The organism is Vibrio sp. 1CM23M (assembly GCF_023161755.1).
Taxonomy (GTDB): domain Bacteria; phylum Pseudomonadota; class Gammaproteobacteria; order Enterobacterales; family Vibrionaceae; genus Vibrio; species Vibrio coralliirubri.
This window is the reverse complement of the sequence record NZ_JALNTR010000005.1, coordinates 20,948-44,611: the sequence shown is the minus strand read 5'-3', so window position 1 is coordinate 44,611 and position 23,664 is coordinate 20,948. Positions and strand designations below refer to the sequence as shown.

19 protein-coding genes are annotated in these 23,664 nt (G+C 44.4%); all 19 read right to left on the bottom strand.

From position 1 onward, the window contains the following. Positions 1 to 74: 74 nt before the first annotated feature. The 19 genes from MSG35_RS16145 to mshL all read right to left on the bottom strand — a co-directional run bounded on the left by MSG35_RS16145 (position 75) and on the right by mshL (position 23,664). The gene (locus MSG35_RS16145; protein WP_248384542.1) at positions 75 to 3,950 is read right to left on the bottom strand and encodes a YhdP family protein; all 3,876 of its coding nucleotides are present in this window, start codon (positions 3,948 to 3,950) and stop codon (positions 75 to 77) included. 10 nt (positions 3,951 to 3,960) lie between these two features. Next, positions 3,961 to 5,430 carry a ribonuclease G gene (rng, locus tag MSG35_RS16140; RefSeq protein WP_017061363.1) on the bottom strand — a complete coding sequence of 490 codons (1,470 nt, stop codon included), beginning with the start codon at positions 5,428 to 5,430 and terminating at the stop codon, positions 3,961 to 3,963. A gap of 20 nt (positions 5,431 to 5,450) precedes the next feature. Next, positions 5,451 to 6,074 (bottom strand): Maf family protein, encoded by a 624-nt coding sequence (locus MSG35_RS16135; protein WP_248384541.1) that lies wholly within the window; start codon positions 6,072 to 6,074, stop codon positions 5,451 to 5,453. 7 nt (positions 6,075 to 6,081) lie between these two features. Then, positions 6,082 to 6,570 (bottom strand): rod shape-determining protein MreD, encoded by a 489-nt coding sequence (gene mreD / locus MSG35_RS16130; protein WP_017061361.1) that lies wholly within the window; start codon positions 6,568 to 6,570, stop codon positions 6,082 to 6,084. Further along, positions 6,560 to 7,447 carry a rod shape-determining protein MreC gene (mreC, locus tag MSG35_RS16125; protein WP_004735927.1) on the bottom strand — a complete coding sequence of 296 codons (888 nt, stop codon included), beginning with the start codon at positions 7,445 to 7,447 and terminating at the stop codon, positions 6,560 to 6,562. The genes mreD and mreC overlap by 11 nt, the downstream gene beginning before the upstream one ends. Positions 7,448 to 7,541: 94 nt before the next feature. After that, entirely contained in the window at positions 7,542 to 8,585 is a 1,044-nt protein-coding gene (locus tag MSG35_RS16120; RefSeq protein WP_017062957.1) for a rod shape-determining protein, read from the bottom strand. A gap of 150 nt (positions 8,586 to 8,735) precedes the next feature. Further along, the gene (locus MSG35_RS16115) at positions 8,736 to 13,181 is read right to left on the bottom strand and encodes a DUF6701 domain-containing protein (protein ID WP_248384540.1); all 4,446 of its coding nucleotides are present in this window, start codon (positions 13,179 to 13,181) and stop codon (positions 8,736 to 8,738) included. Between the two features lie 5 nt (positions 13,182 to 13,186). Further along, the gene (locus MSG35_RS16110; protein WP_172380420.1) at positions 13,187 to 13,639 is read right to left on the bottom strand and encodes an MSHA biogenesis protein MshP; all 453 of its coding nucleotides are present in this window, start codon (positions 13,637 to 13,639) and stop codon (positions 13,187 to 13,189) included. Then, positions 13,629 to 14,351: a prepilin-type N-terminal cleavage/methylation domain-containing protein gene (locus tag MSG35_RS16105; RefSeq protein WP_172380419.1), complete on the bottom strand. Its 723-nt coding sequence runs from the start codon at positions 14,349 to 14,351 to the stop codon at positions 13,629 to 13,631. The genes MSG35_RS16110 and MSG35_RS16105 overlap by 11 nt, the downstream gene beginning before the upstream one ends. Further along, on the bottom strand, positions 14,351 to 14,713 hold the full coding sequence (locus tag MSG35_RS16100; protein ID WP_172380418.1) for a type II secretion system protein: 363 nt from the start codon (positions 14,711 to 14,713) through the stop codon (positions 14,351 to 14,353). The genes MSG35_RS16105 and MSG35_RS16100 overlap by 1 nt, the downstream gene beginning before the upstream one ends. Then, positions 14,710 to 15,207, bottom strand: a complete 498-nt coding sequence (locus MSG35_RS16095) for a prepilin-type N-terminal cleavage/methylation domain-containing protein (protein WP_172380417.1) — start codon at positions 15,205 to 15,207, stop codon at positions 14,710 to 14,712. Before MSG35_RS16095 ends, MSG35_RS16100 begins: the two co-directional genes overlap by 4 nt. A 148-nt stretch (positions 15,208 to 15,355) precedes the next feature. Then, on the bottom strand, positions 15,356 to 15,850 hold the full coding sequence (locus MSG35_RS16090) for a type II secretion system protein (RefSeq protein WP_172380416.1): 495 nt from the start codon (positions 15,848 to 15,850) through the stop codon (positions 15,356 to 15,358). A 35-nt stretch (positions 15,851 to 15,885) separates the two neighbouring features. Further along, positions 15,886 to 16,461 carry a prepilin-type N-terminal cleavage/methylation domain-containing protein gene (locus MSG35_RS16085; protein WP_048618134.1) on the bottom strand — a complete coding sequence of 192 codons (576 nt, stop codon included), beginning with the start codon at positions 16,459 to 16,461 and terminating at the stop codon, positions 15,886 to 15,888. Positions 16,462 to 16,540: 79 nt separating this feature from the next. Then, positions 16,541 to 16,996 (bottom strand): MSHA biogenesis protein MshF, encoded by a 456-nt coding sequence (locus tag MSG35_RS16080; RefSeq protein ID WP_248384539.1) that lies wholly within the window; start codon positions 16,994 to 16,996, stop codon positions 16,541 to 16,543. Between the two features lie 3 nt (positions 16,997 to 16,999). Then, a complete protein-coding gene (locus tag MSG35_RS16075; protein WP_248384538.1) occupies positions 17,000 to 18,223 on the bottom strand; it encodes a type II secretion system F family protein in 1,224 nt (407 codons plus the stop codon). Between the two features lie 12 nt (positions 18,224 to 18,235). After that, the gene (locus MSG35_RS16070) at positions 18,236 to 19,960 is read right to left on the bottom strand and encodes a GspE/PulE family protein (protein WP_248384537.1); all 1,725 of its coding nucleotides are present in this window, start codon (positions 19,958 to 19,960) and stop codon (positions 18,236 to 18,238) included. After that, positions 19,950 to 21,125 carry an MSHA biogenesis protein MshN gene (locus MSG35_RS16065; protein ID WP_248384536.1) on the bottom strand — a complete coding sequence of 392 codons (1,176 nt, stop codon included), beginning with the start codon at positions 21,123 to 21,125 and terminating at the stop codon, positions 19,950 to 19,952. The genes MSG35_RS16070 and MSG35_RS16065 overlap by 11 nt, the downstream gene beginning before the upstream one ends. Before the next feature lie 2 nt (positions 21,126 to 21,127). After that, a complete protein-coding gene (locus tag MSG35_RS16060) occupies positions 21,128 to 21,967 on the bottom strand; it encodes an AAA family ATPase (protein ID WP_248384535.1) in 840 nt (279 codons plus the stop codon). Between the two features lie 53 nt (positions 21,968 to 22,020). Continuing rightward, positions 22,021 to 23,664, bottom strand: a complete 1,644-nt coding sequence (mshL, locus tag MSG35_RS16055) for a pilus (MSHA type) biogenesis protein MshL (protein ID WP_086971235.1) — start codon at positions 23,662 to 23,664, stop codon at positions 22,021 to 22,023.

The following is a 23,664-nucleotide window of genomic DNA, read 5'->3' as shown; positions in this document are numbered from 1 at the left end:
TATGATTCAGAAATCAGCATTTCACCGTATATTAGCTGATTAGGATACTAAGGTCTTTTCGGCTAATTTAAGGCCTATTCGGCTAATTTTCTCAACTTCTCTGGTAGCTGGAACTCGCCAGAACTACGAGAAAGCTCGCTCACCGTTGGTGAATCCAATGGCCCTTTCACCGAGTAATTAACTTGGGTAAAGACTTCAACCACTGGCGAAATAACCGTGGTCACCGCCAATACGTACAGCGCCGTTTGAGGGGTTACCGCAAAGGCCGTTAATACGGGAATACCCGAGGTAATATCTGGGGTAAAGTTCACCTCAGCATCAACCTGACGCGTGTTGAGGTTAGCGATACCTTTGATTTTCATCTCACCGGCGACAGCATCCATATTCAGATCATTAGTCAGGAAGATGCCATTTTGAATCTCGCCCGTTCCGGTAATACTGTTGAAGGCCATACCTTTATCAAACACATCTGAGAAATCGAGCTGCATCTTACGGATGATCGAATCTAGGCTAAACAGACCAAGCAATCGAGCAGCGCCGCTCACATCCGAGATAATGCCTTTACCAAACTTAGTTTTAACGTTGCCATCAAGGGTATCCATTTTGATCCCCCAAGGCGAACCATCCCAATTTAGTTGACCTTCCAACGCGAATGGCGCTTTTTGAATCCCGGAAGTAATACCGAAGCGCTCCATGAGTTCGCTGTTGTTTTCACCTTCAACATCCACGGTTAACGATGAATGGCTCTTGTCACCTTGCAGTTCCCACCAGCCACTCACATCCGCTTTGTTGCCACCACTTCGAACCTGGATTTTATTCCACTCGATACGGTCTTCGTTCCTCGTCATTTCAACATCGACCTTACCAACCTTGTAGCCTTGCAGCCAAAAGTCATTCAGCGTCAGGGTCAGGTTTGGCATCGCATCGTGGATCTTTCTATCCAATTTGGAGATCAATGGCGCAGCTTGTTCTTTGCGTTGCAGCAATTGCTGATCTTGGTTGTTCTTATCACTCCACTCAGGAACAAACAGATGCAGACGATCCAGTGAAACCGTCAAATCGTAAGGTGGCAGGTAGTTAATATCACCTTCTAGCTCTTGGCTAGACACTTCCATTTGCCACGCTTGTTTGTTCTTGCGAGCACTAAAATCGACATCATTCCAAGAGATACCACCCAAGATCAACTCTTTACTCTCAAAGGTAATACGGCTTGGCGCAGGTATGGTTGGCGTGTTCATTTGGCTAAGTACAGCCGTTGAAGGCTTCACTGGTTCCATCACAACCGATAACCAATCATCGGCATTGAATTTGTCAGTACGAATCAGTGCATGATGGCCAACAACCGGGCTAATTTTGTAGCCACCGCGACCGAGCACTAAGTTGGTCGCCGTTAACTCAGGCACATCGCCTGTGATATCAATCTCAGCTTGGTACTTGGTGTTTGGCAACTGTAGACGCGCAGTAATCGTCTCTTGGTTACCCGATGCCTGTAGCCTTGCAGAGCCACTTTCTAGTGATTTTTTCTCCAAAGGATACGGGTAATCACTCGCCAAGTATTTTAGGTCTGACTGTAAGTCTAGTTGGTAGGTAAAGCCGATATCATTAAGCTGGATATCAATCTGGCTTTGCCATTGCGCATGACCTGACAAGCGACTTAACCATTGCTCACCAATGTAAGGTTCTAGAGGCTTAACGTCCCAATCACCTAACACATCAATATCAACTGCATAGCCAGGACCATCATTCAGGCCTTTAAAATCAAGCGAGATACCTTGGTTAAGCAGATCAGCAGCGAGGCCATTTGCCGTCACCACATCATTATCAAATTCAATGCGACCCGTGGTGTTCTCAAGCACCATTGGTGGCGCTTCGATCTCAACATGGTTGCCACTTAAGTCGGCGTAACCCCATGCTCTTGCATCTTTTTCAGAATCAAACGGAATATTCAGCTGGAACTCAGAAGAGACATCACCACTCACTTGAAGTGCGGTTAACGCTGCGCCTACTGAACCCACCAGTGGCGAAGACGTCATGTAATCGCGCACTGCGTTGCCAGACGCCGTCGCTTTAGCTTCAATTTCAATATGGCCGCCTTCCCCTAAATAAGGAATGCGTCCTGTGATTCGATCTGCCGTCACATCCATCAATTGAGCGGAACGAGAGTCCAGGTGCATCGCATCATTTTCAAACAACAGATCAAGTTGAAGATCAGTAATCAGTGGCCACGCGGTATCAAAGCTGAATTTCGCGTCTTCTAAACCCACCCAAACCTGAAAAATACCATCGTGGTTAGTGTATGGGTATTGAGACAAGTCACCATGCCACAACAGTTTTACGGTATCCGCTTTACCGGCTTGAATCGCAGTTGAAAGGTAGTCTGTTAGATCTTGCCCAAGAGCCAGTGTAGGTAAGTAGCGCCATGTTTCACCGACATTGTAAGCGTCCGCTTCGCCGTAGAAGGATAAAAACGGGCTCGCATCTTTTGGGAAGTCTAAGCGGAATGCGCCTAGTACTTGTAAATCTGGCGTTGCCGCTGTGATTTTGTCCGACCAAAGCTTCCAGCCGCTTTCATCTTGCTGCCAAACAATATCAACCTGACCTTGTTTGATATTCAAAGGCGCTTGGAAGACGTCACCATAAGGAAACACATCGTCAATAACATGCAGGCTAGCTTTCGCTTCCGAAGCCGAACCAAACACACTGCCGGACACTTGGCTAAAGCCTGGGACTAGTTCCCACTGCTCGATAGCAAGATCAGAAAAACTGGCTGAATAACGTAAACTGTCAATTTCCGAACCCATGGAAACACGGATATCAGAAACAGAGCCGCCCGGCGCCAATACGTTAATCATTTTGGTTGATTGTTCAGAGTCAGGCAGCAGCTTAATCAGCGGAGTAATGGTCGCAATATCCAACTCGGAAACGTTGAGTTGCCATGGACCTTGATTCCACTTGAACGCGACGTCGAGTTCCGGCCAAGGTGTGTCATCCGTTCTAAGATTTAGTGAGTGACCATTTACTTGCCAACCATCATCAGTCGGAGACAACTTAAAGACACCAGACTCAAGCATGAGGTCATGCTCGCCATCTTCGTTCCACGTCAATTCTGAGGGTAAAACCTCTACATAAGCGCTTACCGGCTTGCTATTGCGCAGTGTAAGCCAGCTATTCAAGCTCACAGTACCCGTTTCAATGCCGGATTCCGCCTGCATATAATGCGTAAGCCATGGCTTAACAGAAATGCTGTCGGCACTGACATAAAACTCACCAGTCACATCAGTCAGTGACCCCCCATCAATAAAGTTAGCACTCACTGACAGAGAGTTTAGATTGGCATCTTTGATACTCACCACACCTTCAGCAAGGTGATGTTTGTCTGAGTTTTGCCATTTTAAGGTTTCTATATCGAGCTGACGTTCTTCACCCGAAACAGAGTGATAAAGAATAGAAGAATCTTTTGCAGTTACATCGACTAGTGTTTTTAGCAGTAAATTATCGAGCTCTTGCATCGCTCGCTGGGAAGAGCCAGAATCTTTAGGCTCGTCTTTGCCGTTTTGCCCGGCAAACAGATCAATTGAGCGGATATCAAGATACATTTGATTCATGACCAAGTCGGCCACAACCGGGCGCATCTGTACAACCGATTGAATCAAGTCAAACTCGACTTCAACACGCTCGACAGAAAAGCTCACATCTTCTGCATTAGGAAGACTGGCTTTAACGCCTTGCAGAGCAATAGAGGGGTGAGTGTTACGCCAAAAACCGCCCACGTCTTGAATCGAAAAATCAAAACCGGAATGTTGGTTTACCCAAAGCTCAATTTCAGATTGATACTTGTTTAAATTGGGTAAGGCTACACGCAGTGTAGTAACGGCAATGGCTAGCGTTACTAAGAGAGTAACCACTAACCATAAACATGCACGTAGAATCAGAGTAACGCTTGAGCTCACAAAATTTCCATTACATCATAACAACATCAAACTGCTCTTGTATGTACAGAGGCTCAGCCTGGATTTTAACTTGCTTACCAATAAAGACTTCAAGCTCCGCAAGCGCATGAGATTCATCGCCCTCTAACGCCTCAGCTACGGCAGCTGCCGCATAGACCACAAATTTATCGGCGTCGTACGCACGATTCACTCGCGTGATCTCTCGAAGAATTTCATAACAAACGGTTTCAACTGTCTTCACACTGCCGCGGCCTTCACAAGCAGGACAGCTCGAACACAGGATATGCTCAATACTTTCACGAGTACGTTTACGAGTCATCTCAACCAAACCAAGCTGCGTGAAGCCATTAATATTGGTTTTCACACGGTCTTTGTCGAGCGCAGCCTCTAAAGAAGTTAGTACTCGCTTACGATGTTCCTCAGACAACATATCAATAAAGTCGATAATGATGATGCCACCTAAGTTACGTAGACGCAGCTGACGAGCAATCGCTTGAGTCGCTTCTACGTTGGTGTTGAAAATCGTCTCTTCTAGATTACGACGACCAACAAACGCGCCAGTGTTGATATCAACCGTGGTCATCGCTTCAGTTTGGTCAATAATCAGATACCCACCAGACTTTAATTCGACTTTACGATCCAATGAACGCTGAATTTCGTTCTCGGTATCGTACATATCAAAGATAGGCTTATCACCTTCATAGAGCTCAAGCTTGTCTGTCAGCTCAGGCACATATTCAGAGGTGAACTCTTTTAGGTTTTCATATTCTAGACGAGAATCGACCTGAATCTTGCTCAGCTCAGTACCGACAAAGTCACGCAAGATACGCTGGCTTAAGCAAAGCTCACCATACAAACGAGTACGCGCCTTGTGCTTACCACGACGCTCTAATACTTTTAGCCATAATCGCTTCAAGAATGCGGCATCTTGTGCCAACTCATTGGAATCTGCACCTTCGGCTGCGGTACGGATGATGAAGCCACCGTGTTCGTCACAGTAACGAGACACGACTTTTTTAAGACGGTTACGTTCAGATTCGCTGTCGATACGTTGAGATACACCAACATGACTTGCGCCCGGCATAAATACCAGATAACGAGACGGTAGAGTAATATCAGTGGTTAAGCGGGCACCTTTAGTACCAAGAGGGTCTTTGACCACTTGCACCACAATGTCTTGCCCTTGACGAACAAGCTCTGAAATATCACGAACCTGAAATTGCTTCTTTTCGTTTTCAGCGACACATTCAGTGTGTGGGACAATATCAGAGGCGTGTAAAAAAGCTGCTTTCTCAAGGCCTATATCCACAAAAGCCGCCTGCATTCCCGGAAGAACACGGCTTACACGTCCTTTATAGATATTTCCTACGATACCGCGTCGAGCATCTCGTTCGACATGGATCTCTTGAAGAGCCCCCCCTTCAATCATGGCCACACGAGTTTCACTCGGGGTCACGTTCAGCAACAATTCAGCACTCATGGTGCACCTCAGATTAGTAATTATAAGAATTCTTGCAGTAGCTGGTCCGTTTCAAATAAAGGTAAGCCGACAACGGCGTAATAACTACCTTCGATTCGGGTGACAAAGCGTCCGCCCAAACCTTGGATCCCATAGCTACCGGCTTTATCGCATGGCTCCCCTGTTTGCCAGTATTGTTCTATTTCTTTTTCACTGAGGGGTTTAAACCATACGTCGGTAATAATGATTTCTGTTCTTTGTTTTTCTTCTGAAACCACAGAAACCGCCGTCATCACTTGGTGACGTTCATTCGCTAACTGAGTAAGCATGCGCTTAGAGTCAGCAAAATCAGTGGGCTTCTCAAGCACTTGCTCTTGGCTTACGACGACTGTGTCAGAACCAAGAACGACTATATCAGAGTCATGATCTACAGTATCAGAACTAGGAACGACATGCTGCCTTTCAGAAGGGTTATCTTTCAATAAAGACAACGCAGCTAAAGCTTTATCTAAAGATAGTCGCTTAACATACTCTTCGGCGGTTTCTTGAGCGTGTTTACACTCTTCAACATCGGTTACGAGGACAGAGAACTCATAACCGAGTTGAGATAGCAATTCTTTGCGGCGTGGAGAACCGGATGCCAAAACTAAATGTTTCTTTTCCATCGTCACGCTACCTCACATGCCAATGGCGACGCACGCGTCTCATTAATAAAAACATCCAAGGCCAAAGTATACAGTTTATCAATGCGCTCCATAACGATAACGGATTGAAAACAACATCTTGGATCAAATATTCACCAAAGAAGATCAACACCTCAAACAAGACCGTTAACGCGGCAATGATCATCGCTTGCTGCCATAACGCCATGTTACGAATGACGAGGAAGTTCATCGCAATAATGTACATCACTATTGCCATCATCATGCCTCGAATACCCAGAGTAGAGCCGATCAAAAGGTCCCACAATAAGCCTAGAATCAAAGCACTACCCACGTTAACACGATGCGGTAGAGCCAGAACCCAGTAACACGTAACCAGCAGTAACCAAGATGGTCTAAATAAATCTAAGCTACCAGGCCAAGGGATCGTCTGCAGAATCAGTGCTATTAAAAATGAGCAGAAAATTACTACCTTGCTTCTCAAAACGCTATTGGCCATCTTCGCCCTCTAACAATGCTTGTTCTATGCTCGATTGATCCGCTTGCATCTGTTTGTTTTCATCAGGCCATACAAGCAGCAGGTACCTGAGCTTATCGAACTCAACCACAGGCTCTGCTTTAATCACAGCGAACTCACGTTTCGGGTCGTAATCAACGGCAGTAACATAGGCGACTGGATAACCTTCTGGATATACACCACCAAGACCCGATGTCACCAACAGATCTTCTTCTTGTATATCGGTACTGGTTGGAATGTGCTCTAGCTGGATCTCATCAATCATGCCATTGCCCGAAGCAATCACACGGATGTCATTACGAATAACCTGCACAGGGATCGCATTGTTCGCATCAGTGAGTAGTAGAACACGACTATTATGAGCAGCAACGAAAGTAACTTGGCCAACGATGCCTTTTTCGTTGATCACCGGTTGACCTTCATACACCCCATCAATCTGACCTTTGTCGATCACGACTTGATGACGATATGGTGAAGTGTCTACCGCCATAACTTCTGTGACGACTTTCTTCTCATCACGGATAAACGGAGACCCTAAAAGCTTACGAAGACGCTTGTTTTCTTCTTGATATTGCTCAAGCAGAATCAGCTCGCTCTTCAGACGCAAGACTTCTCGTTTAATATTATGGTTGGATTCAATTAACCCTTTGCGAGTGCTAAAACGGTCGTAAACACCATCGAACATAGTGCGAGGCAAGTTGGCTGCATATTGAATAGGCGCAACCATGCTGTTTAATAGATAGCGAACATTTGAGAAAGCATCTAAACGACTATCAGCCAGCATAAGGCTGGCTGATAAAATTACAGCAAAAAACAGGCGCAATTGTAGAGAGGGACCTCTACCAAAAATTGGCTTCATTCTATATTTGGTCCTAGAGCTACATTTGATCCTATAGACAAGGTCCTAGGCTCTTTACATAAAACTAGATAAGAAAAGAGCCTAACACTAGATATTATTCTTCGCTGAACAGATCGCCGCCGTGCATGTCGATCATCTCTAGAGCTTTACCGCCACCTAGAGCAACACACGTTAATGGCTCTTCTGCAACAACAACAGGGATACCTGTTTCTTCTGTTAACAGACGATCAAGGTCTTTAAGCAGTGCACCACCACCTGTTAGTACCATACCGTTTTCTGAGATATCAGAAGCCAGCTCTGGTGGACACTGTTCAAGTGCAACCATCACTGCAGATACGATGCCAGATAGAGGCTCTTGAAGTGCTTCAAGGATTTCGTTTGAGTTTAGGCTAAAGCTACGAGGTACACCTTCAGCAAGGTTACGACCACGTACTTCGATCTCTTCTACTTCATCGCCAGGGTAAGCTGAACCGATTTCGTGTTTGATCTTCTCTGCTGTCGCTTCACCGATCAAGCTGCCGTAGTTACGACGAACGTAGTTGATGATCGCTTCATCAAAACGGTCACCACCGATACGAACAGAAGACGAGTAAACCACACCGTTCAGTGAGATAACTGCAACTTCAGTAGTACCACCACCGATATCAACAACCATTGAACCTGTTGGCTCAGAAACACGTAGGCCAGCACCAATCGCAGCAGCCATTGGCTCATCGATTAGGTAAACCTCACGAGCACCAGCACCTAGCGCTGATTCACGGATAGCACGACGCTCAACCTGTGTTGAACCACAAGGTACACAAACCAAAACACGAGGACTTGGTTTAAGCACACTGTTGTCATGCACTTGTTTGATGAAGTGCTGAAGCATTTTTTCCGTTACGTAAAAGTCGGCAATTACACCGTCTTTCATTGGACGGATCGCTGAGATGTTACCTGGCGTACGACCAAGCATTTGCTTAGCAGCGTGACCAACAGCAGCGACACTCTTTGCAGAACCCGCACGATCTTGGCGAATAGCTACAACTGAAGGCTCATCAAGAACAATGCCTTGGCCTTTTACATAAATAAGGGTATTGGCTGTACCTAAATCAATCGATAGGTCGTTTGAAAACATGCCACGAAGTTTTTTAAACATATTCTTCGCTCATCCTGCAAGAATTAGAAGACAAAAATTGCACTAAATGTACCAATGCCTTGCTGTTACGGCAAGGCATTGAAGTACAAACATGGACTGAAACCCGCAATTTCTTACAGATTCCTAACTTAAGGGGCAAAAATTATATTATTACTGACCTGTTAAGCCACTTTCACCTCGGTAGATCACACGATCGTTACCGCGGTAGATACCAAATGTGACGACGGTGGAGGGATCTTGTTCTCCATTCACATCCGAAGCTTTATCGTGATCCCAATGATATCTAAGCCATGGCGTATCATCCATACTTTGCCACAACTGCACTTGCTCACGGACATTTACACCTTCACCTTGAGAAGCCGTCAGGCTACGAGACTCTCCGCTAGAAACGGGACCACCATCAGCGAGTGTTGCTGTAGTTGTCGGGCTATCATTTTCAGACCAAATAACATCGCTAGCACTCGTAGAAGCTGCGACGTTTGTAGCATTATCATCTTTATTAAGAACAAAGCGGCTGCCATTCCAATACTTCGCTCTTAGAGGAATAGTAATTGTTGCTCCTGAATTGCCACCAACATCGTCTAAGTCCATTCGACCAAAGCGAATATCAGGCTGCACAGTTAGGAGTTGGGGATCTCTACCCTCTCCTTCATCCTGATAAACAACCGGGTCATCACTTGCAGAACCAGTGTGAGTAATTGATATATCTGTTGGGTTGCCATTAGTACCGTTGTAAGGACCATCCTCATAATTATTGGCCGTTGATAATTTTTCGAGGCATAGTTCTGAATCACAGTCAGTTGAAGGAGAAGTTTCACTTAATGTAAAAGTACCAATACTTCTATTATCAGTAGCCGTCCACACTTTGTTGGGCACAGGAGAATTAAAGCGATCACCAAAGTTTGACTCAAATAATGAGAAGCCCGCCGTTAACATAGCATCAAATGATGCATAATTTTCAACCGCGTGTCCTAGAGCATTTAGCGCCTCAACTTCAAATTCGACACCATTAAACGGCTGATTCATATAAGCAAAACTTTGCTCAACCGGATTTCCTGACACAACAGAAACAACGTCTGGATAATCCCAAATTGGAGTACCAACTGTCTGAAAATACTTAGGGTAAAAGCGCCCTAACTCTCTAGCACCATCATCTATACCATTAAGAATACCGTTATAGAATGCATTACTAGTTGAAGCCGTAAAATGAAAACTGCCAACTTCCGTCACGGATACATTGGAAAACTCTAATTCAGAAGTAGAAGCATAACTATTTACACTCTCCAGATAAGCATCACCAAGCTCTCCACCGCTTGGTGTCGCTAAAGAGTTCGCTAGCCCTACAATTGTATTTAGAGTCGAGTTATTAATAAAAAAGTTGTTGGTTACATCAAGTGAACAAAACGGATTAGCGCTAGGTTCTTTCTTTTGGTGCAACCGTAAAGCTTCTCCAGAATCTGAATCGACAATATCTAATGTGCTGCTCCACACAACAGGCTTAACATACAAACTAAATGTTTCTCCAGCGGCTATAAATTTAGAACCACCTGATGCATCACCACCAGTTGTAGTCCCTGAAGGAGGACACACAGCAAATGTCCAAGGTCGAGATTTGACCTCTTTCGTGCCTGTATATTCTTTACACTTCTCAACACCATCTTCATCGGTGATGCATTGTTTATCACTGAGAGTGAATGTTACCTGTCCAGCTTCTGCGTATTTAATTTCAGAGTTCGCTACCACTTTCCCACTCTCAGAAACGAAAGTTAGACCAAGAGGTGTAACACCAGAGCTTGGAGAGCTGATCCAGTCGCCATCTTTATCGAGTATTTCAATTGATACTGAATTCAAAGGGACACCTGGATAAATATAAGAAACATTCGATAACGACACTTCCGAATCACCCAAGTAGCTCGTATCTGAGATAGGTGTTCCCCCTCCATCACATTCTAGTGGGGAGATAGTAATAGCTTGCGATCGACCAGCTATGAGATTTAAAGGGGTTGGCAAAATTTCAAAACGTTCTGGAACAAACTGATAGTTCACAGTATTAGATACATAGTCTTGCCCGGTGATCGTAATACTAGCCATTGCGTCGATTGTTTGAACAACATTAGAGTCAACAGAGAATGTCGCTACGCCAGATTGAGCCATTGCTGTATCAAGCGTATTTCCATTTGAAGACAAAGTAACAGTTCCGTTGAACGAAGTGTCAATGACCTTATTATTGTAAACCTTCGCAGTCGCTGTGATCGCCTCGCAAGTTAAAGCAATATCGATTTCCGGAGACAAAACAACTTCATAGTCCGACGTTTCAACCGGACAGCTCAGGTCATTATTAATGATCTTTCCGTCTGGAGAAAGGGTTACGTCAAAGGCTGTGACTCGACCATTGATGACCCCTCGTCCACTAGAGACAGTAACAGAATCTCGGCTAAATACGTCAGCATTGAGGTTATCAGCAACAGAAACGGACGCCTTAGACGCACCATTATTTTCAGCCCAAACCCTCAGTGAATGCCCATTTGTATTGAAGGTTGATGAGTCGGTAAGAGTGAAAGTATTGACTACAATTTCAGTATCCTGCGTTAAATTCATTCGACTGCCTGCAATGATCTCTAAATGTTCAATACGATAGGAGCCACCAGTAAGTGTAATTGTACCGCCTCCAGAAGAAGTCACAGTATTGTAGGCTTGATTATCTGAAAGTTGATGCTGCCCTGAACCCGGTTGGAAATTTTGGTTAACAGGCCAATCAACAGAAATTACATCAGGAGAAGATACATACAACGCATCAGATTCAACACAAGAGCTCCCGTCACACTGACTATCGTTCCCTTGAATATTATTTGAAGGGTCTAACCGAATACCGATTGCTCCTGAGCGGTTATATGTCCCGTTGATCTGGATAGCTTGAGTATTGGATGTCCAAGATAGTTTACTAGAGTGATCCCAAGATTGAACGGCAAATGGTGTCACTGAACAAACTGGAGGAAGCTCAATATTTTTTTCAAACGCAAAGTATCCGATATCTTCAACAATGTGTCCTCTTCTCGTATAGTCTTCGTCCATAACAACACTGTATTGATTGCTGTTTAACTGACAGCGCCTTAGCCAACCACCATGTGTTCCCGCCCGCTCTTGCTTCTTGAGAAGAATACCGTCAATAGAGGATAAACCTGTGGACTTGAGCCTTCTGCAGCCATCATAGAGTGACGTGAACTCACCTTGAGAAACAGAAGTATTGGTACCAAATTCAAACTGATACATGCCATCTACAAGAGGCTGGTTGGTTGGCTCTGCCGCTAGAAAGGCAATAGTTTCCTCTTGCTGGATTGTATTTGACGAAGCTCCCAGCTCAATAAAAAGTCTAACTCCTGATCTCGTTGGTCTTAACTGTCCTGATGTCATCCAGTTAGCATTATTTCTTGATTGTAACTGGTGTAATACAACAGGACGATGAGTGAACTGAGAAAAACCAAAAGAAGAGAAGTTGACAGATACCGAGCTATTACCACTGAATCTAGCCGCTTTCGCTTTTGTTGATGTATAACCTGCGACGATTCGATGTCCAGCAATAGTTTGAGTCCCCGGTTCCATAACAAAGTAAGAAACTTCTGTCATAGGCCGACTTTGCCATGGACGATTGCTATCGTCCCTTGATAAAGCCCTTACTTGTCTGATTGTTGCATTCAATTTGGAGATACTTTCAACATACAAAGATGCAGGTGCATCACTGTCTAATGCACTCTCATCAGAAGTCGGCATCACAAAAACAAGAGGTGTGATCTCATAGTCCTTTTTAAAATCAATTTGACACTCTCCACCAACACAACTTGCTACGCCAAATTCATACTGGGCATCATTGGAATATACTGGCGACTCATGGTCGCAATTCGCTGGAAGCTGCGTGTTTAAGATAGAGTTCTCCTTCAAGTGTACTTTTTTACCCGTTATGGTACCTGTAAAATAAACTTCCTCTTCTAAATCAATATGGTCATCAGAAACGATATGTGCGTAAACACTATTGTCCGTTTCAATTTTAATGTGAGACTTATCTGTACCAACCAAGAAGAATTCATTCCCACTGTTCCCTCTGTTGTAACTAATGAAGGAATCATGTTCCATCTTGAACTTATCAACATAGAGAACAACATCGCCAGAAACTCTTAGGCTTGAATCATCCTTCAGTTCAATTTCTTTCGACGAAAAGTAAACCCCGCTTGGAACAACGATACTTTGCCAATCCTCTAGCTTGATCTTGTTACCAGAAATATAGTTGGGAACACCAGGCAGTGATTCAATGTCTATAGCGTTATTTGGAATCGTAAAATTAGGTGATTGGGTTAGAATTTTCGAACTATCGGCAGAGCAAGCACTCCGTCCACAAGACTCATCGTGGTTCTTCTTTATAGAACTAAACCCAACGCCTGCGGAGTTGCGAACATAACTATCTTCTTTAAACTCAACTTCTCCACCACTGCCACTCCATGTTTGTACGCTGGCACTAGGACAAGTCCCTCCCGGAAAAAGTTCAGCATGAGCACTGACACTCAATAGAGAAAGAGTCAGTACGCCAACTAGTTTTCGAAACATGCTCATTACTCTCTCACCCAAACTTCTTGATTACGCTGAACTTGACTCACACCAGAGCCGCAAACAACCGAAGACTCTAAGACATAAAAAACAAAGCCATCAAGCTCTCCCCGGCTAGAACACTGCATTAACTCAAGAGAGCAGTTCATTGAAGCTTCATCAACCATAGAACTTGCTACCGTAAAAAACCCACCTCCTGGTTGAAGATCATTGCTGCTACAAACACTAGCAACGGCAGAAGAAGCCTGAGGATCAGGATCCGGATAAAACTGAGTCATAACATACTCATTAACCGAATGGCTGAGTAACCAAGCTTGTGTGCCAAGTACAACTCGAGTGTTTGAATCATTATCAGACCAACTCGTTCGACTCAAACTTGTCGCTAAGAAACCAAGCACCACGATAACAAAGATGACCATGACTAGCGCACTACCTCTTTGGCTTGCTTTACGGGACATTAATCACCTGTATATCTTGCTCAAACACTGTGGACTCATAATTTTCTGCAAACTCGAGAATCAACTTAACAACACCGTTACTCTGAACATCCGCAGGTTGATAACTCAGAGTACTATTCTCACTCATAACTCGATCGCTTATTGTGACACCATTACGAGTTAGTAAATTACTATTCGCAAGGCAATACTCCACAAGGTTATTTGAGTCAAAAATGTAGTGTCTTTTACCTACAGATTCACTAACAAGATTGTTAACTCCATTTGGAATAGAAAAGTATGCAGCAGATACGCTTGGAGGAACCACACTATCAAGGGGGTATATATTATTGAGGTTGCTGATATCTGTATGTGGCCTAGTCGGATTGATAACCAATGACATAGATTGTAATGAACTACTTGTCGCTCCAGTATCACTAACTAAGAAATTAATATCGGCCCCCGAGGTAGCGTAAAAACCTGAATCAACAATTGGATAAAATGATACGCAACCGCTACTTACAGAAGCAGGAAACAGATTAGGTACAGCATGTCTCACTTCACGAGAAAGCTTTTCCAATACAAATCTAGCTTCGGTTTGTAGTCGAAAACGTTCTACAGAGCCAAAATAGCCTCTCATACCGAGTTCAGTAAAATTCGCAACACCAAGCAAGACGATACTTGAGATGACAATAGCTAAAATCATCTCTATGAGCGTAAATCCTTTCCCTTTCATCAATACTCCCCTTTATAAGCAACTAAGGTAATAGGAGGATTATTGCTTGCGGTGATTGTTAACGTAAATTTCTGCATCGAAGCGGTTGGCGTATCGTTGGCAACGACCAAATCCACATCAAAATTAGTATAAGTGCTGCCGAGTTCAATTGGAGTACCAGAGCTCACCGCTCCGTAATCTCGAGCTAACAGATCGGTCATAATACTTTGACCTAATGCCGAAGCTCGGTTGGAATAATTCACTTGCCCTGAAAGCGCGGATTGTGGTGCAAGAAAAGTAGAAAATGCGAGCATTGCAAAACCAAGTAGTACAATAACAATGATCGACTCAATAAGCGTAAAGCCACTATTTACGTACTTCATGGGCATACCTGATTACTTGGATAAACAAAACCTTGAGAATTGATACAAACCCAAGCTCTGTCGGAACTATTATTCGATGAGATGGTAATTTGAACACCCGATGAGGCAGTATTTTCAGGGTTACCTAAAAGGTTGAATTCGATTGGAGAAGTGTAGCTAGAGGTTGGTACAGATGAGAAACTATAATCATCACTAGCGATAACATCACTTCTTGTTTCAGATGTGTTGTCACAAGCAGATTGTGCACCGATACAATTGTTCGCAGCCACTAAACGTAAGCTTTCAGCACCAGCTACGGACATATCCATATTAGACTGCATTCGATTGAGCTGAATTTGTCGGATGACAGAAGATGTCTGTTCTTGAAGAGCATACAATTCATAACTCTGTCTTCCACTAAAGCGGCTAATCGCAGTTAGAGAAACAATAGCCAGCAAAAGAACAACTACAATTAATTCTACTAAGGTAAACCCCCAGTTTAGCTTTGCATTCATAAATGCCCCAAGTAACTCTTAGTAGCTCTACATTACAAGATAGAGTCAGAATAATGAAGGTTTCTAATATGAGTTTCAATCCTAATTCTAGTTTATAACTTGAATAAAAAAGGCCAGCAAATGCTGGCCTTCAATAGAAAAATCTATATTAGCAATCTGTATCAACTACCGTTGTTGACGGTGCTTCATCAACACCAGTACCTGAAGCTTCGGTATATACAACATAACAGCCGGTTTCAATAATAGTAGCTGCAGTTGTCAATTCAGGGTCTGCAGTAAAAGTAGCATAATATTGAGCAGGAGCGCCAATTGCACCAGACACAGCAGAATCCCAATCTTCTTCTAGACCAGTAACAGCTCGTTCAATACCTGTAGCAGTGCCAGTTGGGTATCCAAAATACGTAATAATCCCATCAACATCAGTACCAGCAGCAGCACTTACAGACTCAACACCTTCAATTGCTGCTTTACCATATACAATACCTGCTGCGCCAGACATGGCCCCTTTTAAGCCTTGTAAAGATGAAGCTCGAGCATCGCCTTGCAGGTTTAGGAAACGTGGTGCCGCAGTTACAGCAAGAATACCTAGAATAACAATTACAACCACTAGTTCGATTAGGGTGAAACCGCCTTGTCTTTTCATAGTTAAGCTCTCTCTATGTTTAATTTTACGCAGACTTACTGCAAAGTTACGGTCACACGACCAGTTTTAATTTCGTAAACAAATTCATGCTCGGTACTACCTTCTAATTGAACGTAAGTACAGGTTGCATCACCTGAATTCGCTTGCGCTGAATATTTGTAATTTGAGTCATTAGCGACATCTGAAACCGCACCAACTTTAGGTGGATTTTGCAGCAAGTTTTCCATCAACTCAGAACATGTTTCATCTGAAATATCTTGTGGCGCAGTGCTCGAATTGTTGTTCAGAGTCCACGGATAGCCATCACGAAAGTCGGTCTCGACGTTGTTACTGTTCTTTGATCTTGTTAACCAAAAATCAACACCATCATAGTTTACAGTATTGTATGTTTCAACACCTATCTTCTCTGATGGCCTAGCTTCTGCTTCCCACTGTGCTCTTGCCGACAGTACTGCCGTCGCAAAACCACCAGCAACGCCTTCAATGCTTGATTTCTTGGCTTCATCTGTCACATCTAAGAAGCGAGGTAGGGCGGCAACCGCCAATAAACCAACGACTACGATCACTATGACTAATTCGACAAGGGAGAAACCCTTTTGATTCTTAAGCATTTTCTACCTACTCATCTAATTATTAACGCGCATTATACATTCACGCTCGTATAAAACCATAAAAAAACTGTCAATATTTTCACAAAGCCAAAATATTGGCTTTCACACTAAACCTTTCTCTTTCGAGCAATATATCTATCTGATATTTATCAGTATAATGATAGCTGCAGTGAAAGTGTATGTTATCACTTTTATCTTCAATACTTGGAGAGCTTAGCCCTAAAATGTTCCCTTGAGGATATAATTGATCCAGCCAATAGTTGCAGTCTCGCTTCGTACCTTGGATAGGCATTATCCATCCAGTTCTGCTATAGACCTTTGAGGGTTCCGAGCCTTCTTCTTGCCCAACACCCGATAACAAATATTGCTGTTTGAACAAATTGGCTTGTTCTAAAATCCGCTTGCTCGCGACGATAAATGCCGTGTTAGTCGCTTCTTCTTCTACCGTTTTGAATGCCGAAAGCACACCGACAATAAGAAAAAGAATAACCACAGTCCAAATAACAAAACGTGAGCGTTGTAGGTTATTTAGCATTCCCTAGCCTTTGATTGCATCCAACATTCCCCACATCGGCAAGAATATACCTAGTGCTAAAATCAGCACCATGCCCGCAACGATGGTTAACAAAATGGGCTCAATTCTGGCGGTTAAGGTTTTCAGATCGTAATCGACCTCGCGATCATAAAAATCAGCCACTTCAAGCAGCAACTCATCAATACGACCCGTCTCTTCACCAACTGAAATCATTTGTATCACCAGCGGTGTGAAAATTTCGCTGTTGATAGCAGTAGATGACACCGTACTACCCGCTTCAATAGCCGATTTCATGGCTTGAACTCGCAACTCTAGAAAACGGTTATCCAAAGCCTCAGCCGATAATGCTAACGATTGGTTTAGTGGTACACCGGCTTTTAGCATCAGGGCAAAGGTACGTGAAAAACGTGACAACAGCGCTCGATTCACAACGCCACCGATCACTGGCATCTTCAAACGTAATCGGTCCCACTTCTCCAAGCCTTTGTCTGTATTAACCCAGGCTTTAAAAGCAAAGATAAGACCAAAGATCACTCCGATCATTAAGCCCCAGTAATTAACAAAGAACTCCGACATACCAATCAATATACGAGTCGGCAGCGGAAGGTCGACACCGAAACGTGCGAACATGCTCGAGAACTGTGGAATCACCTTGATGTTCAGAATGAACATCGCAATCAAGATAAAACTAATCACGAAGGTTGGATAGCGCATCGCGGTCTTGATTCGCTTGCGAGTCTCAACTTCTTGCTCATAATACCCAGCCAACTGCAGCAGAGCCTGATCTAAACGACCCGTGTTTTCACCAACACTAATCATAGATACAAACAGCGGACTAAACACCTTAGGGTGCATCTGCATCGATGCCGCTAACCCTCGACCATTAGTAAGCTCAGCAACCACTTCTTCGAGAGCAGCCTTCAACTGCTTATTTTCACAGTTTTGGGTAAGTCCTTTCATCGACCGTAATAGTGGTACGCCGGCTTTGGTTAGGCTGTATAACTGTCGACAAAACAGAACCAACACCTCTAAAGGTACACTCGGAGAGAACAGGCTCGATACATCCATATCTAAGACTGAACCGCCACTTTTACCCAGTTTGATAGAGGTTGGAATGATCCCCTTGCTCATCAAACTTTCAGCAGCAAGATCTTCGTTATTCGCATCCAATTGACCACTTACTTGGCTACCATCAGAGCTGCGACCTACATAACGATACGTTGGCATATCACTCTACCCCTACAGATAAATTGGGTCGGTGGCACCAGAAGCATCACCTTCGCCAAGATGCATGATCTCATCGAGACTCACAACACCTTGCAGAGCCAGTTCCATCGCAGAAGCCAATAACGGTTTGTAGTTTTCAGACTGTCTCGCCGTTTGAGCAAAACCAACTGCATCATTCGCTCTTAGTGCATCCATCATGTTTTGTTCTAGCTCCAACATTTCAAATACACCAATACGCCCACGGTAACCGGTTAAATTACAGTTCTGACAGCCACGGCCTTTCATAAACGGCACACCCACTTGGTTAGGGAAACGAACGCTCAGCCATTGCTTACGAGGTTCATCTAACTCATCCTCAACCTTACAATCGGTACACACTTTACGAACTAATCGTTGTGCGACTACTGCTCGAACGGCGCTCGCGACCAAATAACCCGGAGCACCCATATCCATCATACGTAACGCACTGTCTACCGCATCATTGGTATGCAGCGTACTTAATACTAAGTGACCGGTCAGTGCTGCTCTCAAGCCAATCTCAACGGTTTCGTGGTCACGCATCTCACCAATAAGAATGATATCGGGATCCTGACGTAGAAAGGTTCTCAATATAGTCGAGAAATCGAGGTTGATCTTAGGATTTACCTGAACTTGGTTCACACGAGGAAGGCGGTATTCCACCGGGTCTTCCGCGGTAATGATCTTTTTACCCGGTTCGTTTAGCTCGCTTAACGCACCATATAAAGTTGTGGTTTTACCAGAACCGGTTGGGCCGGTAACCAAAATCATGCCATGTGGGCGGCGCAGTTGTTGACGCAGACGAACCAACAGATCACTCGGTATGCCCGACTCTTCTAATTTACGTAGACCAGCAGATTGGTTAAGAAGACGCATAACCACTGATTCACCGTGCTGTACCGGCATGGTAGACATACGAATATCAACCGACTGACCTTTAGCTCGGATATTAAAGCGACCATCTTGAGGAAGACGTTTCTCTGAAATATCGAGGTTTGCCATCAGCTTCAAGCGCAGTACAAGTGCAGAAGCGATATTCACCTCACTCAGCAATGTTTCATGCAGCACACCATCAATACGCTGGCGAAGACGCAATACGTTTGAATCTGGCTCGATATGAATATCCGAAGCACCAACCTGAATAGCATCTTCAAATAGCGAGTTGATCAGCTTAACGACGGTAACTTCATCACTATCTTCTTCTGCGATATCGAAATCAAATGCATCATTAACTTGGTGTTCAGCGTGAAGTTGCTCAGCAAACGAGGCAATCTCTTTGGTTCTTCGATAATAGCGATCGAAGCCATCAACCAATTGCCTCTCTTGAGCAACAACGAATTCCAGCGCGTAATCGCCGAGCTGACCAAGCAAAGACTCTTGGGCAAACAGATCAGCAGGGTCACTCATTGCAACACGCAAAGTGTCACCTTGGCGTCCAATCACTAAGGCGCGAAGGCGACGAGCATGTACTTCGGGCAAAAGCTGTACTGCTTCAACATCGACAACAGCTCGGCTTAAATCAATAAGAGGAATCGCTAACTGTTGCGACAAAAAGCTCAGCATTTGCTGTTCTGATAAGAAGCCAAGCTCAATTAGCGCATCACCGAGCTTACGCCCAGTACTTTTCTGAGCGGCCAGTGCTTGTTCAACTTGAGCCTCAGTGATAATGCCTTCTTCGACAAGCAAATCACCAAGTCTTTTTCTTAATCTAATTTGCATCGCCGCTCTCCTCTAAAGCATTGAGTATTTTTAATCGGTCACGCACAAAGCTTTGTGATTGAGATGAGATACCGACTCGAGTCAACGCACCTTGATATGATTGTTTTGCTGCAGCGAAGTCTAACTGGCGTTCTTGCTGAATCGCTAAGCCCAACCACCAGCGAGCGTTATCTGAATCGACTTCAACCAACTTTTGATAACTCTCCAGTGCGATTGCTTCTTGCTGTGATTTTTGGCTCAACGCCGCACGCATTGCTAGATACTCTTGAGTTGGATGCGGAGGCATGTGTACTAAAGGGCTCAGCGCCGCTTCTGATTGATTCGCTTTAACCAGCAGTTTAGATAACCCTAATCGCAGTTTTTCACTGTTGATGTTGAGCTTGATACCAGACTGATAAAGCTCATAGGCTTTGCGAGTATCGCCTTTACCAAAATAGAGAATCGCAAGTTTCTGGCGGACATCTTCATTTCGTGGCGTGTAGCGTAGAGCTTCAGTGTAGCCCTTCAACGCACCAGTAAGGTCGTTCGCATCAAGCGCTTTCTGCGCTCGACCTTGTGCATTCACAGATAGCTGCTCCGGAGTTAACTCAACCTGTTCGATCAACATTCCGCTATTTTCTGAATCACCAGAGGCTTCAGGCTCATTAGAGATAGGCGTGGGATCTTTTTTTGCCACACTAGCAACGTAAATCGGCTGGGGAGCTTCAGCTTTAGTCGCTTTAGGCGCGCTTAGATCTTTCGTTGGTGCTTGCTGTTTTGTCGCTTTTGGGACAGGTGCGGCAACCGAGTCAGATACAACTGACTTAGCTTGAACGCTTTTTACCATCACGGTGTTTTCTGCAGAAAGACTTGCAGAGTCTAGCGTCACCAATTTCTTGGTTGGCGATGAGATAGGTTGAGCGGCTTCCTGGATGCCATTTGAATCATCAACGACAGAGACTTGAACCTGTAAATCTCGAGTTGAGATTGACTGCTCAACAATAGACTGATCAATCACAGGGCCTTGCGATATCGCCCAACCGCCCATCGCTAAGCTCAAAGTAAAACCTGCAACAACCCAAACTAGGGGGGAACGCGTTTTTACTTTAGGTACGACTGCCGCTTCAATCGAAGTCGCTGACTTTTTCTTTGCCAATTCAGACAAGGCGTTGTTAATGACGCTCATAATTAATTCCAACCCCACAGTATTGGCGTTTTAAATTTAGGCTTACACACATCGTACGTTTCATGCATGGCTGAAAAAAGATGTTGGTTGTCGATACTTTTCTTATCTTCACTGAACGAAAGCAATAGAGCCTTATGGCAAAGTTGGTTTATCAATCTAGGGATACCTAACGACGAACGACAGATCGCCTTTTTTTGATTCAAGCTGAATAACTCAGGGCTGCCACCAGATTTAGCGATTCGATTATCAATATAGGCCACCGTTTCATCGAGAGTCAGCGGTCTCAGTGTCGAACTAAATGTGATTCTTTGGCGAAACTGCCTTAGGTGGTAAGCCTCTAAGCGAGCATCCAATTCTGGCTGCCCTAATAGAACAATCTGCAACAGTTTTTTATCTTCCGTTTCAAGGTTACCAAACAACCTTAATGTTTCGAGCGCTTCATCCGATAGAGCCTGAGCTTCATCAAGAATAGCCACTACTCTTAAACCAGAATTGTGCAACTCAATGAGCTTATGCTGAATGTTATCAACCAAGGTTGCTTCATTATCGACAGTTAAACCAAGCTCTGTTGCAACCGCCTGGCGCAAGTCAGCCCCTGATAGCACAGGGTTTGGTAAGTAGATCAGAGCGGTACAGTCATGTAGGTGATTGACCAACATCCGGCAAACCATTGTTTTTCCAGTGCCTACCTCTCCGGTCACCTTAATCACGCCTTCGCCCATTTCCAACGCCGAGATTACCGTCTGAATCGCTTCGAAATGAGGCGCTAAACCATAAAAGAAATCGGTATTCGGCGTTAAGGTAAATGGCAGTTGTTCAAAACCAAAGTGAGCTTGATACATACGACGACCTAGCTTAGTGAGACACTGCCACTCTATAGAGAGAAAGTAAGCAACTACTCTTCATCAGGGAACCACTGTTGAAGAAGATCACGTGAACGCTCCAACTCATTCTGCCAAGTATTCACGCCCACGATCGTTGGCTTAAGCAAGATCACGAGCTCAGTTTTTTGCGTTAACTGATTGGTGTTACGGAACAAATGGCCAAGTGCTGGGATATCACCAAGGAATGGGACTTTAGAGGTTACATCACTGGTGTTGGATTTCATCAAACCACCAATCACCACAACATCGCCATCTCGAGCTCGAATCACTGAGTCAGATTCACGAATAGAGCTTTTCGCCAAAGGAAGTTGCACCAAGCCCGTTGTTGAACCTAGGTTGAGCTCTTTCACTTCTTCCTCTACTTCAATAACGGCTGGGTGAACATGTAAGAACACGCTACCTTTGTCATCTATCTGAGGGGTCACGTCTAAAGAAATACCAGAGAAGAACGGAGTTAGTTCAACCTCAGGCGCCACATTCGCGTTGTCACCACTGCCTACCGAACTTGATAAATCTGTTACGTAGTACTCATCGGTACCCACTTTGATAACCGCTTTCTGGTTGTTTGCCGCGGTGACTCGTGGGCTTGATAGAACGTTCAGATCACCTTGAGTATCCATAAAGCTCAATACCGCTTCGAAACTGCCATCTGAGATCGTTACGTTGGTTTGTCCGCCTAACAAAGAGCTGATCGCATCTAATGGAGGTAATGTACTTGCAGGACGGTCGATAACCACACCACCACTACCAATCGACTTAGATAAATTAGACCAGCTAATACCTTGCTGGTAACCATCACTCAAGGTTACTTCCATGATTTTTGCTTCTAGGATCACTTGACGCTGCAAGCGTTGTTGAGAAATACCTAAGAACTCTCGAACCTCACGAATTTCATCCGGGTAAGCACGCACTGTAATCACACTCGCTTGCGGGGTCACGACAACGCTTTGCCCATCACCCGAACCAATTAAGTGAGCAACCGCCGCTTCAAGCTGTGGCCAAAAATCACTTTCAGAGGTCGTTTCAATCTCTGTACCACCATTCGATGTCGAGTTTGATGAATTAGAAGAGTTAGATGAATTTGACGAGTTTGAGTTCGAATTCGAGTTTGAAGAGCTCGATGAATTCGAATCTGAGTTAGAGATCGTGCCTGTGGTGATCGTCGTTAGTGAGCGACCAGAACGCTTAACTTGTAAGTAATCGACAGGGATCGTTACGGTGCGAAGACCGGCAGGATAAACTTGAATCACTTTGCCACGCTTTTCAATATCGTAGCCATACATATCTTGAGCAACAGCCAGTACCTCATCTAACGTCACGTCCGTTAGATTAAGCGTAAGGTTTCCAGACACACTTGGGTGAATAGCCGCACTATACTCCGTACCTTTCACTAAGCTGGCAAAAAAGGTTCTCGCCTCAACGCCTTTTGCCTGAATACGAAAACGCTTAACCGTTTCCATACCCGGAGACATAGAGTCAGAATTAAGCTGTGGCATAAGGTCATCTTGAACCGACGAAGGCAGCTCATGAAGCGCTCTGCTATTGGCTTCATTAATTGATTCGTTTAAAGACTCTTTAATCTCAACAGGATCTCTATGCCCCATCGAACAGCCGACTAAAGATGACACTAGGATTGCTACTACAAGTTTACGCAT